Raw genomic sequence first — 19,642 nt, 5'->3', positions numbered from 1 at the left:
AGGGTGGCCGGGGGCGGCTCAGGCGAGGGTGACCGGGGCCTCCTCGGCGGCGAGGAGGCCGGGGGTGGGGAGACCGAGGCCGCCCTGGGTGGTGAGCTGCGTCAGGGTGGCCTCGACGCGGGCGTCGCCGGGCTGGTAGGCGGGGTCCTTCACCACCGCGGTGTTGGTCCAGGTGTGGAGCGCGCCGTCGCAGACCGCGCGGGTGCCGCCGATCCCGGCGGAACGGTCCTGCTGGCGCAGGGTGGAGCCGACGAGCACCGGGCCCGCGCTGTCGTCGAGGCAGCGGTAGGTGCCGGAGAGGGTGATCGTGCCGTCGGCGCCGAGGAGGCCGGCCCGGTCGACCGTCAGGAGGTCGGCGAACCGTCCGGCCGGGTCGGCCGTGCGGCCGTCCGCCCCTCCCGCGTGGGCGAGCGGGGCGGCGGTCGCGGCGACGAGGGCGGTGACGGCGAGGGCGAATCGGACGCGCATGGGGGGGGTGTCCCTTCGAGGTGGGGGGAGACTACGCCCGCCAGGGATACCGGATCCCGCCGCCCGCTGTCCGAAACTCACTCCTTCATCGGCGCGTTGGCCGAAGCTCACCCCTACCGTCGTATCGTCGTACGCCCCCGGCGCTCACGCCTCGGTCCGCGCGCGGGTCACCGCCTTCCGTACCACCGGCCACACCAGCAGGAGGAGCACGATCGCGTAGACGGTCACCGAGAACGGGGTGTTCACCAGTCCGGTGACGGAGCCGTCGCTGATCTGGAGGGCGCGGCGGAGCTGCTGCTCGGCCGCCGGGCCGAGGATGACGCCGATCACCGCCGGCAGCACCGGCAGGCCGTAGCGGCGCATGCCGAGGCCGAGGAGGCCGACCACCAGGAGGACGACGAGGTCCAGGGCCTCGCCGCCGACCGCGTACGCCCCGACGGCGGCGAAGAACAGGATGCCGGCGTAGAGGTACGGGCGCGGGATGCGCAGCAGCTTCGCCCAGACGGGCGCGAGCGGCAGGTTGAGCGCGAGCAGCAGCACCATGCCGACGAAGAGCGAGGCGATCAGGCCCCACACCAGCTCGGGCTCCCGCTCGAAGAGCAGCGGGCCGGGCTGGATGCCGTACTGCTGGAAGGCGGCGAGCATCACCGCGGCGACAGCCGTCGTCGGCAGGCCGAGCGTCAGCATGGAGACGAGGGTGCCGGCTGCGGAGGCGGAGGCGGCCGACTCGGGTCCCGCGACGCCCTCGACGGCGCCCCTGCCGAACTCGTCCTTGTGCTTCGAGAGCCGCTTCTCCGTCACGTACGACAGGAAGGTCGGGATCTCCGCGCCGCCGGCCGGGATCGCGCCGAACGGGAAGCCGATGAACGGGCCGCGCAGCCACGGCTTCCAGGTGCGCCGCAGGTCCTCGCGGCCCAGCCACGGGCGGCCCACCGGGACGGGCCGGCCGGCGGTGCGGCGCAGGTGGGCGGCGACCCAGAGGGCCTCGCCGATGGCGAAGAGGCCGACCGCGACGATGACGACGTCGACGCCGTCGGCGAGCTGGAGCGAGCCGAAGGTGAGCCGCTGCTGGCCGGTGAGCTGGTCCAGGCCGACCAGTCCGATGGTGAGGCCGATGAGCAGGGAGGCGACGCCGCGGATCCGGGAGGAGCCGAGGACCGAGGTCACCGCGATGAACGCGAGGACCATCAGGGCGAAGTAGTCGGGGGCGCCGATGTCGACGGCGAGCGCCGCGACGGCGGGGGCGAGGGCGACGAGCAGGACGGTGCCGATCATGCCGCCGGTGAAGTGGCCGATCGCGGCGGCGGCGAGCGCCTGCGCGCCCCGCCCGGCCCTGGCCATCGGATGGCCTTCCATGGCGGCGACGACGGCCGCGCTCTCGCCGGGGGTGTTGAGCAGGATCGAGGTGGTGGAGCCGCCGAACATGGCGCCGTAGTAGATGCCGGCGAACATGATGAAGGCGCCGGTGGGTTCGAGGCCGTACGTCACCGGCAGGAGCAGGGCGACGGCCATGGCGGGGCCGATGCCGGGCAGCACGCCGATCGCGGTGCCGAGGAGCACGCCGACGGCGGCCCACAGCAGGTTCACCGGGGTGAGGGCGGTCCCGAAGCCGTCCATCAGGGAGTTGAGGGATTCCATGGGTCAGAGCACTCCCATCAGCGGCCCGCCGGGCAGCGGAACGCCCAGCAGGCGGTCGAAGACGCCGTAGGTGAGGAGGGAGAGGACGGCCGCGATCAGCGGGTCGCGCGCGGGGTGGCGGCTGCCGAGGGCGTAGGCCGCGCCCCAGAAGAGCAGGGCGCCGGAGACCGGGAAGCCGAGCGGGCCGATGAGGACGGCGAAGCCGAGGAAGACGCCGACGAGGAGCAGGACGGTGCGCCAGTCCGCGGGGGCGTCGAGGTCGATGTCCTCGCCGCCCTCGGCCTCGCCCCGGCCTCCGTGGAGCACGTCGAGGGCGAGGAGGACGGCGACGACGAGGAGGCCGCAGCCCACGACGAGGGGGACGGTCGCCGGGCCGACGGGGCCGCGGGCGGTGAGGTCGACGTCGAGGGTGAGGGCGTCGGTGAGGACGAGGACTCCGAGGAGCAGCAGCAGGGCGCTGACACCGAGCTCGGAGCGGTCCTTGAGCCGGTCTTTGAGCCGGCCTTTGGGCAGGTCCGCGGGCCGGTCCGTGGGCCGGTCCGTGAGCCGGTCCGTGAGCCGGTCCTTGGGCGGGTCCGTGGGCCGGTCCGTGGGTCGGTCCTCGGGCGAGGGGGGCGGCGGGGTGGTCACAGTCCCAGCTCCTTCAGCACCGTGTCGACACGGGTGTTCTGTTCGGTGAGGAACGCGCCGAACTCCTCGCCGGGCAGGAAGGCGTCGGTCCAGCCGTGGGTCTTCAGGGACTCGCGCCACTGGGGCGAGTCGTGCAGCCTCGTGACGAGCGCGACGAGCTTGTCCCGCTCGGCGTCGGTGAGGCCGGGCGGGGCGACGATGCCGCGCCAGTTGGTGAACTCGGTGTCGAGGCCGGCCTCGCGGAGGGTGGGGGCGTCGAGGCCGGGGACCCGCTCGGCGCCGGTGACGGCGAGCAGGCGCAGCTCGCCCGCCTCGATCTGGTCCAGGTACTCGCCGACGCCGGAGACGCCGAAGGCGACCTTGTCGCCGAGGATGGAGGCGAGGAGTTCGCCGCCGCCGTCGAAGGGGATGTAGTTGACCTCCTTCGGCGGGATGCCGGCGGCCTGGGCCATCAGCATCGGGGCGAGGTGGTCGGGGCCTCCGGGCGAGGAGCCGCCGCCGACGGGCAGCTTGCCGGGCTCCTTCCTCCAGGCCGCGAGCAGCTCCTGGATCGTGCGGTACGGGGAGTGCTTGGAGACCACGACGATGTCCTGCTCCTCGGTGAGCCGGGCGATCGGGGTGGTGTCGGCGAGGGTCCTGGGGGTCTTGTTGGTGTGGACGGCTCCGACGACGCCGAGCCCCATCGACATGGCGAGGCGGCCGTCGCCGCGCTCGCCGACGAGCCGGGTGAGGCCGACGGTGCCGCCCGCTCCGGGCAGGTTGAAGACCTCGATGTCGCCGGTGAGACCGGCCTCCTCGGCGTTCTTCGCCGCGGTGCGGGCGGTGATGTCGTAGCCGCCGCCGGGGGTGTTGGGGACCATGAACCGCAGGCCGGGTATGTCGGTGCCGGTGTCGGAGCCGCTGCCGGGGGTGAGCAGCGGCGGACCGACGAGCACCAGCAGCGCCGCCCCGAGCAGGGCGAAGGGGGTGCGAAGACGCAACGCGGCCGCCTCTCGATGATGGGGTGGGTTCCGGGACGGGCCCGGGAGAAGTGAAGTGGGCCACATGTTGCCCGCGCGTGAGGAAGCTGTCGCTCTTCCGCAACCAACGGACGTTGTGGTCCTTGTGGTCGCGACCTACCGTGTCCGGCGTGACGAAGGTGCTGGTGGTCGACGACGACTTCATGGTGGCCAAGCTGCACAGCCGCTACGTGTCGGCCGTGCCGGGCTTCTCCGTCGTCGGTGTCGCGCACACCGGGGCGGAGGCGCTGCGCGCCGCCCACCTGCTGCGCCCCGACCTCGTGCTCCTGGACATCTTCCTGCCGGACATGGACGGCATCGGGGTGCTGCGGGAGCTGCGCGGGGCCGGTCTGGCGATGGACGCGCTCTTCATCACGGCGGCCCGGGACGCGGGGATGGTGCGGGAGGCGCTGCGGGCCGGCGCGCTGCACTACCTGATCAAGCCCTTCCACCAGTCGGCGCTCCACGAGCAGCTGCGGCACGTGGCCTCGCTGCGATCCCGGCTGGACGGTCTGGACGAGGCCCGCCAGGAGGACGTGGACCAGGTCTTCGGTACCCGTCCGCGGGGTTCCCGGGAGCTTCCGAAGGGGCTCGCGGCGCACACGGCGGAGCTGGTGGAGGGCATCCTGCGGGCCCGTCCGGAGGGGCTGTCGGCCTCGGAGTGCGCGGAGGCGGGCTCGCTCTCGCGGGTCAGCGCCCGGCGCTATCTGGAGCACTTCGCGGCCACGGGCCGCGCCGAGGTGACCCTCCGCTACGGAGGCACGGGGCGCCCGGAGCGGAGGTACCGGCCGGCGGGGTGAGGCGGGCCGTTCCTGAGGGGGCTCTTTCGGGGACCTTAAAGCGGCCCTAAGAATCGCGATCTCGCCTTCTGCGGGCCCTTCTTCGGGGATCTCCGGGGCTAGCGTGCGGGGCACCACCCCCCACACCGCCCTCGTTCCAGGAGTGTTCCCCCCATGACGTCTCGTCGTACGGTCGCTGTCGCCACCACCGCTCTGGTCCTCGCCGGGCTCGCCGGCGCCCCCGCCTTCGCGCACGGTTCGATGACCGATCCGGTGAGCCGGGTCGCGGCCTGTTACGCGGAGGGGCCCGAGTCGCCGTCGTCGGCGGCGTGCAAGGCGGCGGTGGCGGCGAGCGGGGCGCAGGCGTTCTACGACTGGAACGCGGTGAACATCGCGAACGCGGCCGGGCAGCACCGGCAGCTGATCGCGGACGGGAAGCTGTGCAGCGCCGGGAACGACAAGTACCGGGGCCTGGACCTCGCCCGGGCGGACTGGCCGGCGTCGAAGCTGGCGTCCGGCAAGCACACCTTCCGGTACAAGGGGACGGCGCCGCACAAGGGCTCGTTCGAGCTGTACGTGACGAAGGACGGCTACGACCCGTCGAAGCCGCTGAAGTGGTCGGACCTGGAGGCGCAGCCGTTCGTGACGGTGACCGACCCCGGGATGCAGAACGGTGACTACCTCTTCGAGGGAACGGTGCCGAAGAAGTCGGGCCGGCACCTGATCTACTCGATCTGGCAGCGGTCCGACTCCCCCGAGGCGTTCTACACCTGCTCCGACGTGGTGTTCGGCTCCGACAGCGGCGGGGCGGCGCCGTCCGCCTCCGCGCCGAGCGACGGTCAGATCGAGGACGGGAAGGACGAGTCCTCCGTCGAGCACGGCGGACACGGCGACCACGACGCCTCGACGGGGGCGGAGGCCACGGCGGCGGCGCCCGAGCGGACCGCCGGGGCGACGACGCGGCCGAGCGCGGAGGCGAGCGCGGAGACGCGGCCGGAGCCGACCGCGGAGGCGACGGAGGCCGCCCCCGCGGGCACGCCGGCCGCGACCGCGACGAAGGCGGCGAACGCGCCCGCCGCCGCCGGTGCCGGCGAGTCCGTGGAGCTCGCCGAGACCGGTGGGGACGCCCTCACGCCGTACCTCGCGCTGGGCGGGGCCGGCGTGCTGGCGGCCGGAGCGGCGGTGCTCTTCGGCACGACCCGGCGGCGGACCCGCCGGGGCTGAGGCCGATCCTGAGGCCGATCCTGAGGCCGGGCCTGGGGACCGAGACCGAGGCCGGGTCCGGGATCAGGCGCGGGACCGGGTCCCGGGGCTAGCCGATCACCGACAGGCAGGTGGTCGGGGTGGCGCGGGCCGGGTCGAGGGCGTTGGCCACCTCGTGGAAGGTGACCCGGTCCACCGTGCCGATGGCCACGTGCTCGGAGAGGTCGAGGGCGCACTTGTCCTGGATGAGGACGTTGGTGACGTTCGGCCCCGAGAGGAACTGCGAGCGGTACGGCGTGACGACCTCGTCGTACCGGGTCGCGATGACGTGGTAGCGGACGCCGGGCACGGTGTCGCCGCCCGCGTTGAGCTTCGTGAGGAAGGCGGAGCCGGCGATCTGGTCGGCGAGGCCCGGCGTCGTCGCCTTGATCAGGCCCTCGGCGCCGGGGAAGTACGGCAGGAGCCTGGTGAGGCCGAGCAGGTCGGTGCCGTGGTTGTCGGGGGCGATGCCGACGAGCGCGTTCACCTTCTCGGCCCCGCCGAGGAACTTGAGGTACCAGCGGGGCATCATGCCGCCCTGCGAGTGGCCGACGAGGTCGGCCTCGGGGGCGCCGGTGGCGGCGAGGACCCGGTCGACGAAGGCGTCGAGCTCGCCGGCCGACTTCTCGATGGGGCCGAGGCCGTGGAAGAAGGGCACGTTCGGCAGCCGGCCGTAGTCGAGCGAGTAGACGCAGTAGCCGCGGTTCACCAGGTAGGGCGCGAGGACGAGCCAGTTGTCGACGGAGTTCCCGAGGGTTCCGTGGACCAGGACGACCGGGCGCGGGTGGGCGGCGGAGGGCTTGCAGGACCAGTCGTTCCAGCCCCGGCTCGGGGCGGCGTGGGCGGCGGCGGTGGGAGCGAGGACGGCGGCGGCCGTCAGGAGCAGGACGGACAGGACTCTGGCGAGGTGCTTCCAGGGGTTCCGGGGCAGCATCGGGCGATCTCCTTGCGGCTCAAGGGGATGGTGGGGGTGCTGTGCCCTGCGGTCCGGACCACAAGTGGGGATGCTCTCCGGCCAAGTTACGCACGGGTGTTACCGACTGGGAAGTTACGCGTCGGTAAAAACTGGCGTGTCGTCAGACTTTCCTGATAGGAGGGTCGTTCAGGCGGCCAGCGAGCCCGGGAGGATCGCGCGCGGACCGAACCTGGCGCGGGCCCGGTCGGCCACCGCCTCGATCCGCCGGGCCTTCTCGTCGGCCGGGTCGAAGGTGAGCTGGTGCGCGGCCCGTTCGGCCGGCCCCAGGCCCTCGGCCCGCAGCGCGACGCCCCGCACCCGGGCCCGCTGGAGACCCAGGGAGTCGTGGAGCCCGTAGGCGAGGGCGGTGAGCGCCGTGGTGTGGGCGGTCGGTTCGGGCAGGGTACGGCTCCGGCTCGTGGTGCTCCGGTCGGCGTACCGCACGGTGAGCGCGAGGGACCGGCAGACCTGGGCCTCGGTCCGCAGCCGGGCGCCGAGTTCGGTGGCGAGCGAGAGCAGCGCCCGGCGCTGTTCGGTGCGGTCGGTCTCGTCGTGCGGGAAGGAGCGCTCGGCGGCGAGCGAGCGCTCGGCGGCGAGCGAGCGGGCGGCGGCGTTCGGTACGACGGGGGTGCGGTCGATGCCCCGGGCCCGCTCCCACAGCTCGCGGCCGGCCTTGGCGCCGACGAGCCGCTGGAGCACGGCGAGCGGGGCGTCGGCGACGCGTCCGGCGGAGTCGAGGCCGTAGCCGCAGAGCGCGCGGGCGGTGGTGCGGCCGACGCCGTCGAGCGCGACGACGGGGCGGTCGCGCAGGAAGGCCTCCGGGTCGTCGACGGTCAGGGTGAGGCCGGGCCGGGCCTCGCGGGCGGCCATGCGGGCGAGCATCGGGTTGGGCCCGGCGCCGATGACGCAGTCGACGCCGTACAGGGCGAGGGCCCGGACGCGGATCACGGCGGCGAGTTCGGCGGGGGTGCGGTCGAAGTAGCGCAGCGCGCCGCGCACGTCGGCGAGCGCCTCGTGGGGCGGGGCGGCCTCCACGACGGGGGTGAACTCGCCCAGCAGGTCGACGAGTCGGGGCAGGAGCGCTTCCCCCGCCTCCGGTCCGAAGCGTACGCAGAGGATCATCCGGCGCTCCCCGGGCTGCTGTGCCAGAGCTTCCGCGCGGGGGTGGCGGCGCCGTCCCCGGCCGGCCGGAGGTCGGCCCAGGGGTTCATCTCGTAGCCGGTCTCCATGCGGATCCGGCGCCCGTTGTCGGCCGGGCCGGAATCCGTCCGCTCCGGCACCCGCTGCTCGGACAGCCGCTCCCCCACCGCGTCGAGGCCTCCGGCGGACCGCAGTTCGACCAGTTCGGCGAGGTTCCAGGCGGCGGCGCCGACGACGCTGACGCTGCGCGGGCCGCGCCGCTGCACCACGCCCCTGACCAGGAGCAGCCAGGAGTGGAAGACGGTGTGGGCGCACCGCTCGTGGGCGTCGTCGAAGAAGGCGAGGTCGACGAGGCCGGTGCCGTCGTCGAGGGTGGTGAAGATGACGCGTTTCCCGGAGCGGATCGGCGGGGTCTGGGTGGCGGCCTTGGCTCCCGCGACGAGGACGGTCCGGCCGTGGGGGGTGGAGCGCAGCCGCTCGGCGGAGACGACGCCGAGTTCGCGGAGGAAGGCGTGGTGGTCGCCCATGAGGTGGCGGGAGGCGTCCATGCCGAGGATGCCGAGTTCGGCGCTGAGGCGCTCCGACTCGTCGAGGTCCGGCAGGCCGATGGGCGCGGTCTTCCGGCCCTGGGCGAGCGGCAGTTGGCCGCCGTAGGAGGCGGCGCCGCGCTGGGTGCGGTGGAGTTCGGTGAGGTGCAGGAGGAGGTCGCGGCGGTTGGCGCCGAAGGCGTCGAGGGCGCCGACCTGGGCGAGGCGTTCGGCGACGGGCCTGGCGGGGCGGGCGCGCTCCCAGAAGTCGAGCAGGGAGGCGTAGGGGCGGCCGGTCTCGATGCGGGCGGACTCGGCCTCGCTGATGCCGTGGACGTCGGCGAGTCCGAGCCGGAGCCCCCACACCGGAGGCCCATCGGACACCAGTTCGATACGGTGGGCGACCGCCGACCGGTTCACGTCCAGCGGCAGCACCGGCACCCCGCGCCGCCGGGCGTCGGCGAGCAGCAGCCGCTTGGGGTACATGCCCGGGTCGTGGGTGAGCAGCCCGGCGTAGAAGGCGGCCGGGTGGTGGGCCTTGAGCCAGGCCGACTGGTAGGTGGGCACGGCGAAGGCGACCGCGTGCGCCTTGCAGAAGCCGTACGAGCCGAAGGCCTCCACGATCTCCCAGGTGCGGGCGACGACCTCGTCCGCGTACCCCCGGCGCTTCGCCAGCTCGGCGAACCACGCCTTGATCCGGCCCTGCGACTCGGGGTGCGAGAGCCCGCGCCGCACCTGGTCGGCCTCGGCCCGGTCGCAGCCGGTCATGATCCGGACGATCTCGATGACCTGCTCGTGGAAGACGACCACGCCGTACGTCTCGCGCAGGGGTTCCTCCAGGTCGGGGTGGGGGTAGCGGACGGGGGCGCGGCCGTGCCGGGCCTCGACGAAGGGGCGGACCATGTCGGCGGCGACCGGCCCCGGGCGGAAGAGCGAGATGTCCACGACGAGGTCGTGGAAGGTGGCGGGCTGGAGCCGGCCGACCAGGTCGCGCTGGCCGGGGGACTCGATCTGGAAGCAGCCGAGGGTCTCGGTGGAGCGGATCAGGGCGTACGTGTCGGGGTCGCCGGCCGGGACCGCGTCGATGTCCGGGCGGGTGCCGGTGGCACGTTCGACCTCGGCGACGGCGTGGGCCATCGCGGACTGCATCCGCACGCCGAGCACGTCGAGCTTGAGCAGTCCGAGGTCCTCCACGTCGTCCTTGTCGAACTGGGACATCGGGAAGCCCTCGCCGCTGGTGGGGACCACGGGGGTGCGGGTGAGCAGCGAGGCGTCCGAGAGGAGCACTCCGCAGGGGTGCATGGCGATGCCGCGCGGGAGCGCGTCGAGGGCTTCGACCAGTTCCCAGAGGCGTCCGAACTTCTCGCGCTCGCCCGCGAGTTCCCGCAGCTCGGGGAGTTCGTCGAGGGCGGCGAGGGCGTCCCGGGCGCGGATGTGCGGGAAGGCCTTGGCGATCCGGTCGGTCTCGGCGGGGTCGAGGGAGAGGGCGGCGCCGACGTCCCGGACGGCGTGGCGGACCCGGTAGGTCTCGGGCATGGAGACGGTGGCGACCCGTTCGGCGCCGAAGCGGCCGATGACCGCCCGGTAGACCTCCAGGCGGCGGGCGGACTCGACGTCGACGTCGATGTCGGGCAGGGCGGTGCGGCGCTTGGAGAGGAAGCGCTCCATGAGCAGGCCGTGCTCGACGGGGTCGGCGTGGGCGATGCCGAGGAGGTGGTTGACGAGGGAGCCGGCGCCGGAGCCCCGGGCGGCGACCCGGATGCCCAGGGAGCGGACGTCGTCGACGACCTGGGCGACCGTCAGGAAGTAGGTGGCGAAGCCGTGGTGGGCGATGATGTCGAGCTCGCGGTGCATCCGGTCCCAGTAGGCGCCCCGTTTCTCGTACCCCTTGAGGACCATGCCGGCGGCGGCCCGGGAGGCGAGGACGCGCTGGGCGGTGCGGTGCGCGGCGCCGACGAGGTGCGGCTCGGGGAAGTGGGCGGAGCCGATGCCGAGGTCGTCCTCGGGGTCGACCAGGCAGCCGGCGGCGGTCTCGGCGGTCCGGTCGAGCAGCCGGCGGGCCGCGTCGGGGCGGAAGCCGGCGGCCTCGACGATCCGCTCGGCGGCGGCCGTCATCGCGGCGGCGTCCTTGAGCCACGCCTCGCCGCTGTCGAGGCCCTTGCGGGGGTCGACCGGGACGAGCCGGCGGGCGGCGTCGAGGACGTCGGCCACCGGGCCCTGGCCGGGGTCGGCGTAGCGGACGGCGTTGGTGAGGACGGGCGGGACGCCCTGTTCCGCGGCGAAGCCCACGGTGCGGGCGGCGAGCCGCAGGGAGCCGGGGCCGGCGCCGGGGCGTCCGTGGTCGACGGCGGCGAGGCGGAGCGCGTCGCCGTACCGGTCGCGCCAGGGGGCGAGCAGCCGGGCGGCCCGGTCGGGGCGGCCGGCGGCGAGGGCGCGGCCGACGTCGGAGTCGGGGCCGAGCAGGACGAGGAGGCCGGTGCCGGGGTCGGCGGAGGCGGGCAGCAGGGGGCGGCGGTCCTCCCCGGTCCGGGCGTGGGCGGCGGTGACGAGGGCGCAGAGGGAGGCCCAGCCGGCCCGGGAGCGGGCGAGGAAGACGGCCCGGGGCGCGGACTCGTCGACGAAGGCGCCGCCGCGCACGGGGACCCGGCGTGCGGAGGTGAGCCCGTCGCCCGGCTCACCGGCCGGGGCGGTCAGGGGTTCGTGGGCGAGGTCCACGCCGAAGAGGGGGCGGACGCCCTCCTTCTCGCACGCCTTGGCGAAGCGGATCGCGCCCCCGAGGCTGTCGCGGTCGGTCAGGGCGAGGGCGTCCAGGCCCCGCTCGGCGGCGCGGGCGGCGAGGGCGGCGGGGTGGGAGGCGCCGTACCGGAGGGAGTGCCCCGAGGCGGCGTGCAGATGGGTGAAGCCCGTCATGGCGCACCTCCCGCGTTCCTGCTCCGGCGGTGCTTCCCGCACCGGTATTCGTACAGACGTTCCCACCCCCACCGACCACCCTAACTCATTTCGAACGTGCGTACGATAAGCGGCGCACACCTGCCCCCGTCAGCCGTTCGGCCCCTTCCCACCTGCGCGGACGCCCCCTCCCCCGGAGCCTGGGGGGCATGAGTCTCGTCGACGAACTGAAAAGCGCCGTCACCCCCCGAGCCGCCCTGCTCGTCGTCGGGGTCTTCGCCCTCCAGCTCCTCTTCATCACCTCGTACGTCGGAGCCCTGCACAACCCGAAGCCGTCGGACGTGCCCTTCGGCGTGGCCGCCCCCCGGCAGGTGTCCGCCACCCTCGTCGGCGAGCTGGAGAGACTGCCCGGCGACCCGCTCGACCCGCGGGCGGTGGCCGACGCGGACCAGGCCCGGGACCAGATCATGAACCGGGAGATCGACGGGGCCCTGATCGTGAACCCGGCGTCCCGGACCGACACCCTGCTCGTCGCCTCCGGCGGCGGCACCGTGCTCTCCTCCGCCCTGGAGCAGATCCTCACCCGGGTGGAGGCGGCCCAGGACCGGCAGGTGCGGACGGTCGACGTGGCCCCCGCCTCGCCGCGGGACTTCGACGGACTCTCCGCCTTCTACCTCGTCGTCGGCTGGTGCGTCGGCGGCTACATCTGCGCCGCGATCCTCGCCATCAGCGCCGGCTCCCGGCCCGCCAACCGCGAACGGGCGATCATCCGGCTCGGCGTCCTCGCGCTCTACTCCGTCCTCGGCGGCCTCGGCGGCGCGGTCATCGTCGGCCCGGTCCTGGACGCCCTGCCCGGCTCCGTCGCCGCCCTGTGGGGGCTCGGCACCCTGGTCGTCTTCGCCGTCGGCGCGGCCACCCTCGCCCTCCAGTCGGTCTTCGGGATCGTCGGCATCGGCCTGGCGATCCTGCTCGTGGTGGTCCTGGGCAACCCGAGCGCCGGCGGCGCCTTCCCCGCGCCGATGCTGCCGCCGTTCTGGAAGGCGATCGGCCCGGCCCTGCCGCCGGGCGCGGGCACCTGGGCGGCCCGCTCGATCGCCTACTTCAAGGGCAACGACATGACCGCCTCGATGCTGGTGCTCTCCGCCTGGGCAGTGGTCGGCGCAGTGGTCACGCTGGTGATGTCCTCGCTGAAGCGGAAGCCGGAGGGCGAGCCGATCGCGGCGGAGCTGGGCGAGCCCCGCGCCTGACCCGGCCGGCGGCGCGGGGAGGTCCGCGATCCCGGCCGACGACGCGGGGAGGCCCCGCGACACCGGCCGACCGCACGAGGAGGCCCCCGCGACACCGGCCGACCGCACGCACGAGGAGGCCCCCGCCGCCGCGGGGGCCTCCTCGTGTCCCGGACCTACTCGCCGTAGTACGCCCGGACCATCAGCTCCTTCATGTCGTCGATCATCGGCATCCGCGGGTTGGCGGGGGCGCACTGGTCCGCGTAGGCGTTCATCGCCTGCTGCGGCAGGGCCTCCATGAAGGCCGCCTCGTCGACGCCCTCCGCCTGGAAGCCGGCCGGGATCCCGCACCGCTCGCGCAGCTCCTCGACGGCCCGGGCGTAGGACTCCACGCCCTCCTCGGGGGTCGCGGCCGGCAGACCGAGCGTCCGGGCGATCTCCTGGTAGCGCTCGGGCGCCCGGTAGACCTCGGCCTTGGGCCACGGGACGGCCTTGTGGGTGACGGTGCCGTTGTACCGGATCACGTGCGGGAGGAGCAGCGCGTTGGTGCGCCCGTGGGCGACGTGGAAGGTGTTGCCGAGGGTGTGGGCCATGGCGTGGACCAGGCCGAGGAAGGCGTTGGCGAAGGCCATGCCGGCGATGGTGGAGGCGTTGTGCATCTTCTCGCGCGCCTCGGGCGCCTTCGCGCCCTCCTTCACACAGGTCTCCAGGTTCTCGAAGATCAGCCTGACGGCCTGGAGGCACTGCCCGTCGGTGAAGTCGTTGGCGTAGGCCGAGACGTACGCCTCGGTGGCGTGGGTCAGCGCGTCGAAGCCGGAGTCCGCGGTGACCTTCGGCGGGAGGTGCAGCGGGAGCACCGGGTCGACGATGGCCACGTCCGGGGTGAGCGCGTAGTCGGCGAGCGGGTACTTCTGGGCGGCCTCCGGGTCGGAGATCACGGCGAAGGGGGTGACCTCGCTGCCGGTGCCCGAGGTGGTCGGGATCGCGACCAGCTTCGCCTTCTCGCCGAGCTTCGGGAAGCGGTAGGCGCGCTTGCGGATGTCGAAGAACTTCTCCTTGGTGTCCGCGAACTCGACCTCGGGCCGCTCGTACATCAGCCACATGATCTTCGCCGCGTCCATCGGGGAGCCGCCGCCGAGCGCGACGATCGTGTCCGGCCGGAAGTCCCGCATGGCGGCGGCGCCGGCCCGGACGGTGGCGAGCTCGGGATTGGGCTCGACGTCGTCGACGACCTGGATGGCGACGGGCTCGGCGCGCCCGTTCAGGATGCCGGTGACCTTGGCGACGAGGCCGATCTCGCCCATGGTCCGGTCGGTGACGATCGTGACCCGGTGGACGTCCTCCATCTCGCCGAGGTAGCGGATGGCGTTGCGCTCGAAGTAGATCTTCGGCGGGATCTTGTACCACTGCATGTTGGTGTTGCGCCGTCCGATCCGCTTGATGTTGATCAGGTTCACCGCGGTGACGTTGTTCGAGACGGAGTTGTGCCCGTAGGAGCCGCAGCCCAGGGTGAGCGAGGGGAGGAAGGCGTTGTAGACGTCGCCGATGCCGCCGAAGGTGGAGGGGGCGTTGACGATGACCCGGACCGCCTTGACCCGTCGGCCGAACTCCTCGGCGAGGGCCTCGTCCTCGGTGTGGATGGCGGCGCTGTGCCCGAGGCCGTGGAACTCGACCATGGCGGCGGACAGTTCGAGGCCCTGCTCGGTGGTGCCGGCGCGCAGGGCCGCGAGGACCGGAGACAGCTTCTCCCGGGTGAGCGGCTCGTTCTCGCCGACCTCGGCGCACTCGGCGAGCAGGATCGAGGTGCCCTCGGGGACCTCGAAGCCGGCCTGCTCGGCGATCCACACCGGGGACCTGCCGACGACGGCCGCGTTGAGCTTCGCCCCGCCGCAGTCGCTGCCGTGGGCGGTGACGCCGAAGAGGTACTCCTCCAGCTTGGCCTTCTCGGCGGCGGTGACGACGTGGGCGCCGAGCCGCTCGAACTCGGCGATGCCCGCCTCGTACACCTCGGCATCGAGGATGACGGCCTGCTCGGAGGCGCAGATCATGCCGTGGTCGAAGGCCTTGGAGAGCACGATGTCGTGGATCGCCCGCTGGAGCCTGGCGTCCTTGGCGACGTAGGCGGGGACGTTCCCGGCGCCGACGCCGAGGGCGGGCTTGCCGCAGGAGTAGGCGGCCTCGACCATGGCGTTGCCGCCGGTGGCGAGGATGGTGGAGACGCCGTCGTGGCGCATGAGGAGGCCGGTGGCCTCCATCGAGGGCTCCTCGATCCACTGGACGCAGTCGGCGGGGGCGCCGGCGGCGACGGCGGCGTCGCGGACGGTCCTGGCGGCCTCGGCGGAGCAGCGCTGGGCGGAGGGGTGGAAGGCGAAGACGATCGGGTTGCGGGTCTTGAGGGCGATCAGCGCCTTGAAGACGGTGGTCGAGGTGGGGTTGGTGACCGGGGTCATCGCGCAGACGACGCCGACCGGTTCGGCGATCTCGGTGATGCCGTTCAGCTCGTCGCGGGAGACGACGCCGGCGGTCTTCAGGCCGGCCATCGAGTTCGTGACGTGCTCGCAGGCGAAGAGGTTCTTGACGGCCTTGTCCTCGAAGAGGCCTCGGCCGGTCTCCTCGACGGCGAGGCGGGCCAGTTCGCCGTGGGCGGCGAGCGCGGCGAGCGACGCCTTCCGGACGATGTGGTCGACCTGCTCCTGGTCGAGGGCCTCGAACTCCGCGAGCGCCCCGAGCGCCCGGCCGACGAGTCCTTCCACCATCTCCTTGGCCTCCATGACGGGCCTCCTTCACCGGTCCCTTATTTCTTCGATGTCTCCATTCGACACCCGATGACCTGCGAGAAGGGGCGCGGAAAGACCCTGGGGACGGGGCCGGAAGTCCTTTTGTGAACGGATTCACAAGATCTTGGGAAGGGGCGCCCCCGGCTGTCCGGCCGGGGGCGTCCCGCAGAGGACCGCCGGAGGTCAGGCGGTCACCACCCGCCGCTCCCCCGCCTCCACCGCGAGGTCCAGCGTGTTCCCCGGCGGCGGGAAGGGGCAGATGAAGTGGTCCACGAAGGCGCACGGCGGGAGCAGCGCCCGGTTGAGGTCCACCGTCACCGAGCCGTCCTCCGCCGGCGCCGCAGGACGCAGGAACCGGAAGCGGAAGGTCGAGTCACCGCTGGTGGCGTCCGCGAAGACCGCCCACAGCGTGCCGTCCGCCTCCACCGCCACCTGGAGCGCGTGCACCCGCCCGTCGATCTCGAAGACCAGCTCGCCGGAGAGACCGAGCCCGCGCTCCCTGCCGTCGGCGTTCTCCACCCGGACGCTGCGCTCCTCCTCGTACGGCCGGTAGACCCCCGGCGCCACCCAGCGCGGGTCGTACGGCGTGGCCTCGATGGACCGGAAGGCCCGCCGCGCCGCCGACTCGGGGTCGAAGTCCCGTACCGCCCACAGCCCTTCGCGGCGCAGCACCACGATCCGGCGCCCCGCCGACCCGACGCGGGACTCGTGGATCGGCGCGTGGTCGGCGCCGAGCCGGACGCTGCCGGTGAAGGGCTCGCCGTCGACGGTGACGCCGTCCTCGGCGCCCGCCGTCAGGACGAGCTCGTCGCCGTCCTCCCGCCACTCCCCCGGCAGGCCGGGCAGGCGCCCGCCGGGATGGTCGGCGAGCCAGTGGGTGCCGGTGAGGGAGAGCGGGCCGTACGAGGAGGCCACCGCCGCCTCGCGCCGCTCGTGCCAGTGCCGCCACTCCCCGGCGGCGTCGGCGGTCTCGGTGCTGCTCGTGGTGTCGCTCATGGTGTTCCACCCTTCCACACCGGCGTCGGAAGCCCGAGGTGCGACCGGAGCGTCGTGCCCGTGTACTCCGTACGGAAGACGCCGCGTTCCTGGAGCAGCGGCACCACCCGGTCCACGAAGTCGTCCAGGCCACCGGGGGTGAGGTGCGGGACGAGGATGAAGCCGTCGGCGGCGTCCGTCGCCACGTGCTCCTCCAGGGCGGCGGCGACCGATTCCGGGGTGCCGACGAAGGAGTGCCGGCCGGTGGCCTCGATCACCGTCTCCCTGGTCGACAGCCCCTTGGCCTCGGACAGCGCCCGCCAGCGGGCCGCCACGGCGAACGGGTCGGCGACCCGCACCCGGCCCTGTACCAGCGTCGACTCCGGGTCCGGGTCGACCTCGGGCAGCGGCCCGTCCGGGTCGTGTCCTGACAGGTCCCGGCCCCAGACCTGCTCCGCGGCGAGCAGGGCGTTCTGCGGGGAGATCTGCTGCCGGCTGATCAGCGCGGCCCGCTCCCTCGCCTCCGCCTCGGTGTCGCCGAGGACGTAGGTGACGCCCGGCATGATCTTCAGGTCCTCGGGCCGCCGGCCGTACCGGGCCAGCCGCCCCTTGACGTCGGCGTGGAAGGCGCGGCCGGCCTCCGGGGTGGAGTGCCGGGAGAAGACCACGTCGGCGGCGGAGGCGGCGAACTCCCGTCCCTCGTCGGAGTCCCCGGCCTGGATGACGACCGGGTGCCCCTGCGGGGGCCGCTCCACGGTCACCTCGCCCTCGATCCGGAAGTGCTGTCCGTCGTGCGCGAAGCGGCGCCGCTCGCCGCCCTCCGGCCAGGAGTCCCACAGTTCGCGCGCGGTGGCGACGAACTCGGCGGCCCGGGTGTACCGGTCGCCCCGGTCCAGGAAGCCGCCGCGCCGGAAGTTCTCGCCGGTGAACGCGTCGGAGGAGGTGACGACGTTCCAGGCCGCCCGGCCGCCGCTGAGGTGGTCGAGGGAGGCGAGCCGGCGGGCCAGCTCGTAGGGCTCGTTGAAGGTGGAGCTGACGGTGGCGGCCAGGCCGAGCCGGTCGGTGACGGCGGCGAGCGCGTTCAGGACGGTGATCGACTCGGGCCGCCCGACCACGTCGAGGTCGTGGATCCGCCCGCCGTACTCGCGCAGCCGCAGGCCCTCGGCGAGGAAGAAGAAGTCGAAGAGTCCGCGCTCGGCCGTCCGCGCGAGGTGCTCGAAGGAGGAGAAGTCGATCTGGGAGCCGGAGCGCGGATCGGACCACACGGTGGTGGAGTTGACGCCGGGGAAGTGCGCGGCGAGGTGGATCTGCTTCCTGGCCGGACGGGACTCGGTCACGCGTCGGCTCCCTTCGGGGCGTACTGGCTGACGGGCCGGGGCAGCCCGAGGTGGTCGCGGAGCGTGATGCCCTCGTAGGCGGTACGGAACAGGCCCCGGTCCCGCAGCGGCCCGGCGACCTCGGCGGCGAACCGGGGCAGGTCGCGCCCGGGGTCGGCGGGGACGAGGTGCAGGCCGTCGACGGCGCCGCCGCCGTGCCAGTCGGCGACGAGCCCGGCCAGCGCGGCGGGCCCTCCCGGATGGGCGTCCAGGTCGGCGGTGAGGGTCAGCAGCACCCGCAGCAGCCCCGGATCGCGGCCGTGCGCCCGGGCGGCCCGGTGCAGTTCGGCCCGGAGGCCGGCCGCCTCCTCGGGCGAGGAGGCCCGGACGAGCGCCACGTCGGCGTGGCGTGCGGCGGTCTCCCGGGCGGCCGGGCGGGTGGCGTCCACCACGACGACCGGGTTGCCCTGCGGGGGCCGGGGCACGATCGAGGGGCCCTTGACGGAGAAGGTGGCGCCCTCGAAGCCGACGTGGTGCAGCTTGTGGCGGTCGACGAAGCGGCCGGTGGGCACGTCCCGGATCTCGGCGTCGTCCTCCCAGCTGTCCCACAGCAGGCGGGCCGCCTCGGCGGTCTCGCCCGCCTCCTGCCAGAGCGCGTCGGCGGCCGGGGCGGAGCGGCGGCCGAAGAGCCGCGCCTCGGCCTCGCCCGGCGAGACGGCGACCCGCCAGCCCGCCCGGCCCCGGCTCACCCAGTCGAGGGTGGCGACCGCGGCCTGGACGTGGAAGGGCTCGGTGTGGGTGGTGGTGACGGTCGGCACCAGGCCGACCGCGCGGGTCTCGGGCGCGATCCGGGCGAGCACGGCGAGCGCGTCGAGGCCGGGCCGGGCGAAGGAGTCGTCATGGGTGAGGAAGTCGAGCCCGGCGTCCTCGGCGAGGCGGGCGAGCGCCACCGTCCCGGCGACGGTGCGCGACCCGGCGCCGGCGGGCGCGGGGAGGGGGGCGAGTTCGGCAGCCAGGTGGAGCGGTCGTACTCCGGTCGTCATACGGGGTCCTCGATGCGGTGGTGGCGTCGTGGTGCGACGGGTGGTCAGTTCGCGGTCCGGGGCAGGCCGGGCGGGTTGATCTCGGACTTCGTGACGGCCTCGGTGGACAGGCCCCAGCGCTCCAGGACCTTCGCGTAGGAGCCGTCGGCGATGACGTGGTCGAGCGCGGCGGCGTACGCCTCGACGAGGCCGCTGTCCTTCTTCGTGGTGGCGGCGATCTTGCCCTGGAGCCCGGCGCCCGCCCCGGAGAACTTCCCCACCACCTCGCTCTGTCCGGCGGAGGTCACGTGGTAGGCGACGGCCGGGTTGGGGCCCAGGTAGCCGTCGATGCGGCCGGACTGGAGGGCGAGGTAGTAGTCGGTGGGGTTCTGGAAGTACTTGATGTCGACGCCCTCGCGCCCGGCCTTCTCGTTCTCCTTCGACCAGTCGACGAGGATCTTCTCCTGGTTGGTGCCGGAGCCGACCGCGATCGTCCTGCCCGCGACGTCCTCGGGGCCCTTCACCGTCCAGCCGGAGCCCTTCTTCGCCTCGAAGGCGAGGTCGTCGAGGCGGTAGGTGGCGAAGTCGTACTTGTCCTTGCGCTCCTCGGTCACCGTCACGTTGGAGAAGGCCGCGTCGAACTTGCCGCTGTCGAGGCCGACGAAGAGGTTCTCCCAGGAGACCGCCTGGAAGTCGGCCTCCAGGCCGAGGGTGTCGGCGACCAGGGTGGCGAGGTCGGTCTCCACGCCGATGAGGGTCTTGTCGTCGGTGGCGTAGAAGTTGAGCGGCGGGTAGCCGCCGGCGCTGACCCCGACGACGAGGGTGCCTCTCTTCCGGACGGCCTCGGGCAGCTTGGCGGCGACGGCGTCCACCTTGTCGGCGCGGATCCGCTGCTGGTCCGGGCCGAGGTTCACGCCCTTCCCCTGCTTGCCCTCCGGCTTGATCTCGGTGGCGGGGTCGCCCGAGCCGCAGGCGGTGAGGGCCCCGAGGGCGGTGAGCGTGACGACGGCGAGGAGGGTACGGCGGACAGGCATGGCGGAACTCCTTTTCCGGAAGGGGT

General features: G+C 73.8%; 15 protein-coding genes. 3 read left to right on the top strand and 12 right to left on the bottom strand.

The genetic code is table 11. From position 1 onward, the window contains the following. Positions 1 to 18 precede the first annotated feature (18 nt). From ACF1BN_RS33190 to ACF1BN_RS33175, 4 genes are all read right to left on the bottom strand, one after another. Positions 19 to 468 (bottom strand): DUF6299 family protein, encoded by a 450-nt coding sequence (locus ACF1BN_RS33190; RefSeq protein WP_392335296.1) that lies wholly within the window; start codon positions 466 to 468, stop codon positions 19 to 21. Between the two features lie 144 nt (positions 469 to 612). Further along, positions 613 to 2,106: a tripartite tricarboxylate transporter permease gene (locus ACF1BN_RS33185; RefSeq protein WP_392335295.1), complete on the bottom strand. Its 1,494-nt coding sequence runs from the start codon at positions 2,104 to 2,106 to the stop codon at positions 613 to 615. 3 nt (positions 2,107 to 2,109) lie between these two features. After that, positions 2,110 to 2,619: a tripartite tricarboxylate transporter TctB family protein gene (locus ACF1BN_RS33180; protein ID WP_392335332.1), complete on the bottom strand. Its 510-nt coding sequence runs from the start codon at positions 2,617 to 2,619 to the stop codon at positions 2,110 to 2,112. 113 nt (positions 2,620 to 2,732) lie between these two features. After that, positions 2,733 to 3,716: a Bug family tripartite tricarboxylate transporter substrate binding protein gene (locus ACF1BN_RS33175; RefSeq protein ID WP_392335294.1), complete on the bottom strand. Its 984-nt coding sequence runs from the start codon at positions 3,714 to 3,716 to the stop codon at positions 2,733 to 2,735. Between the two features lie 149 nt (positions 3,717 to 3,865). On the opposite strand from ACF1BN_RS33175, the gene ACF1BN_RS33170 reads away from it, so the two are divergent. Then, positions 3,866 to 4,534, top strand: a complete 669-nt coding sequence (locus tag ACF1BN_RS33170) for a response regulator (RefSeq protein ID WP_392335293.1) — start codon at positions 3,866 to 3,868, stop codon at positions 4,532 to 4,534. 153 nt (positions 4,535 to 4,687) lie between these two features. Next, positions 4,688 to 5,737, top strand: a complete 1,050-nt coding sequence (locus tag ACF1BN_RS33165; RefSeq protein ID WP_392335292.1) for a lytic polysaccharide monooxygenase — start codon at positions 4,688 to 4,690, stop codon at positions 5,735 to 5,737. Positions 5,738 to 5,825: 88 nt separating this feature from the next. On the opposite strand, the gene ACF1BN_RS33160 is transcribed toward ACF1BN_RS33165, so the two are convergent. The 3 genes from ACF1BN_RS33160 to ACF1BN_RS33150 form a co-directional block, all read right to left on the bottom strand. After that, positions 5,826 to 6,689 carry an esterase/lipase family protein gene (locus ACF1BN_RS33160; protein ID WP_392335291.1) on the bottom strand — a complete coding sequence of 288 codons (864 nt, stop codon included), beginning with the start codon at positions 6,687 to 6,689 and terminating at the stop codon, positions 5,826 to 5,828. A 168-nt stretch (positions 6,690 to 6,857) separates the two neighbouring features. Beyond that, complete coding sequence (locus ACF1BN_RS33155) at positions 6,858 to 7,832, bottom strand: hypothetical protein (protein WP_392335290.1); 975 nt, start codon at positions 7,830 to 7,832, stop codon at positions 6,858 to 6,860. Continuing rightward, positions 7,829 to 11,287 (bottom strand): DNA polymerase III subunit alpha, encoded by a 3,459-nt coding sequence (locus ACF1BN_RS33150; protein ID WP_392335289.1) that lies wholly within the window; start codon positions 11,285 to 11,287, stop codon positions 7,829 to 7,831. The genes ACF1BN_RS33155 and ACF1BN_RS33150 overlap by 4 nt, the downstream gene beginning before the upstream one ends. A 188-nt stretch (positions 11,288 to 11,475) precedes the next feature. On the opposite strand from ACF1BN_RS33150, the gene ACF1BN_RS33145 reads away from it, so the two are divergent. Then, complete coding sequence (locus ACF1BN_RS33145) at positions 11,476 to 12,513, top strand: DUF3533 domain-containing protein (protein WP_392335288.1); 1,038 nt, start codon at positions 11,476 to 11,478, stop codon at positions 12,511 to 12,513. A gap of 155 nt (positions 12,514 to 12,668) precedes the next feature. Here the strand turns inward: ACF1BN_RS33145 and adhE are convergent, their stop codons facing one another. The 5 genes from adhE to ACF1BN_RS33120 form a co-directional block, all read right to left on the bottom strand. Continuing rightward, positions 12,669 to 15,263, bottom strand: coding sequence for a bifunctional acetaldehyde-CoA/alcohol dehydrogenase (adhE, locus tag ACF1BN_RS33140; protein ID WP_392335287.1), 2,595 nt, complete (start codon positions 15,261 to 15,263; stop codon positions 12,669 to 12,671). A gap of 189 nt (positions 15,264 to 15,452) precedes the next feature. Beyond that, positions 15,453 to 16,265 carry a DUF1684 domain-containing protein gene (locus ACF1BN_RS33135; protein WP_392335286.1) on the bottom strand — a complete coding sequence of 271 codons (813 nt, stop codon included), beginning with the start codon at positions 16,263 to 16,265 and terminating at the stop codon, positions 15,453 to 15,455. After that, positions 16,262 to 17,581 (bottom strand): NtaA/DmoA family FMN-dependent monooxygenase, encoded by a 1,320-nt coding sequence (locus ACF1BN_RS33130; RefSeq protein ID WP_392335285.1) that lies wholly within the window; start codon positions 17,579 to 17,581, stop codon positions 16,262 to 16,264. Before ACF1BN_RS33130 ends, ACF1BN_RS33135 begins: the two co-directional genes overlap by 4 nt. Next, positions 17,578 to 18,603 (bottom strand): LLM class flavin-dependent oxidoreductase, encoded by a 1,026-nt coding sequence (locus tag ACF1BN_RS33125; protein WP_392335284.1) that lies wholly within the window; start codon positions 18,601 to 18,603, stop codon positions 17,578 to 17,580. Before ACF1BN_RS33125 ends, ACF1BN_RS33130 begins: the two co-directional genes overlap by 4 nt. 44 nt (positions 18,604 to 18,647) lie before the next feature. After that, positions 18,648 to 19,616, bottom strand: coding sequence for an ABC transporter substrate-binding protein (locus ACF1BN_RS33120; RefSeq protein ID WP_392335283.1), 969 nt, complete (start codon positions 19,614 to 19,616; stop codon positions 18,648 to 18,650). Positions 19,617 to 19,642: the final 26 nt, after the last annotated feature.

Source organism: Streptomyces sp. NPDC014861 (assembly GCF_043081625.1).
In the GTDB taxonomy this organism is placed as follows: Bacteria; Actinomycetota; Actinomycetes; order Streptomycetales; family Streptomycetaceae; genus Streptomyces.
The sequence above is the reverse complement of the archived record's forward strand: the minus strand, read 5'-3'. Positions and strand labels throughout refer to the sequence as shown.